Annotated in this window: 2 protein-coding genes; both read right to left on the bottom strand. The window is 66.4% G+C overall.

Translation table 11 applies throughout. From position 1 onward, the window contains the following. The coding region (locus B7X32_RS20860; RefSeq protein ID WP_292724146.1) for a hypothetical protein at positions 1–367 on the bottom strand (367 nt) is incomplete at its 3' end. A 7-nt stretch (positions 368–374) separates the two neighbouring features. After that, positions 375–1,454, bottom strand: a 1,080-nt coding sequence (locus B7X32_RS20855) for a DNA methyltransferase (RefSeq protein WP_292724144.1), incomplete at its 5' end; no start/stop codon positions are given.

Below are 1,454 nucleotides of genomic sequence, written 5' to 3'. Positions count from 1 at the left end.
CCTTCATCGTGTCCGCCGTGATGGGCTGGCCCACGTGGGTGAGCATGTCATCGAAAGCGCGGAAGTGATTGTCCGTCTCGATGACGTCGTCGACGAGCGCATCACCGGAGACCGTGCGGGTCTCGTAGAGGTAGCGGGTCTGCTCCTCGGTCAGCTGGGAGCCTTCGATGCGGTTCGAGTTGTATGCCAGCTGCACCTGCGTGAGGTGATAGATGCCGCCTTTCATCTTCGCCAGTCGCTGCTGCTGCAGGGTCTCGGCGAACACGGCGGAGTCGATTCTGTACTCGTCCGGCAAGGCGACCTCTGGTTCACTGTGAGCGGTCTCGGCGAACTGCCCATTGCGTTGCCTGGGCTGCTCACTGGTCATGGTCCCATTATGCGCGGGGTGTGTCCGAGCGGCGCGACAGCGCGCGTTCGACGCGCTGCTCGATGAGCGGGATGAACTCGCTCTCAGCTTCGATGATGGTGACCTCACGCCCCAAGTCGATGGCGGCCTCCGCGGTCGTTCCTGACCCGCCGAACGGGTCCAGGATGACTTGCCCCGGCATGCTCACCAGATTCACCAGCCAGTGCATCACCGTTAGTGGCTTCACGGTCGAGTGCTTCGTGCCGTCGGGCGCGACCGGGCGTTCCTTGGCGGTTGCGCGGCCGGCGTAGTGGAAGCCTGCCTGGCCCGCGAGGAGCAGGTCTTGGGGGCTGAGGCCTGCGGGTTCGACGACGGGGTAGAAGCGGGAGGGGCCGCCAACGTCGTCGTGCTCGGCGCCGGTGTGGGTGGTGCGGAAACCGCCGGCGCCCGGGGCGGATGCACGCCGTGGGCTGCTCTTGCGAGAGCGGGTGACGGGGCTCGCATCGTCGAGCATGATGGCGGCGGCTTCGTCCAAGAGTACGTTCGTCGGCCAGCGCCCAGGCGGGTTGTAGTCCTCGCGCAGGCCGTCCCCGAAGTCGCCGAAGACGGCATTGCCGCCATGGCGTGTGCCGAACTGGCCGTGAGCGTTCTTCGTCTTCGTCTCGTCCTCGTCGGCGGCTGAGCGGTACGGGGTGCGTGAGCCTTCGATGTTGAGGCTCCCTGTGCCCCAGCGCGCTTCGTTGGCGGCGAGGGTGCCTCGCAGGGGTTTGCGGGCCATGACGATGGGCTCATGGCCGGATTTCAGGATGCCAGGGGCCTTCGCGAAGGCGTCCGCGCGAATCCACGCGAGGATGTCTCGGACTTCGAAGCCGGCAAGTCGGATGGACAGGCCCATCAGGTCCACGGTGCGTGCCCCTGCGAACGACACCAGGAAGCCGCCCGGTTTGAGGACGCGGAGCGCCTCATCCCAGAGTGCCGGCGGGGGTACGAAGCGGTCCCACGCCTGAGCCATGAATCCTCTGCCGCCAGGGGTGTAGTCACGTTCGCCGGTGAGCCACCTCATGAGCGTCTGCTCGACCTTCTGCCGGGGGAGTGCAGCAAGTCCATA

Origin of the sequence: Microbacterium sp. 13-71-7 (assembly GCF_002257455.1) — a bacterium.
GTDB lineage: Bacteria > Actinomycetota > Actinomycetes > Actinomycetales > Microbacteriaceae > Microbacterium.
The sequence above is the reverse complement of the archived record's forward strand: the minus strand, read 5'-3'. Positions and strand labels throughout refer to the sequence as shown.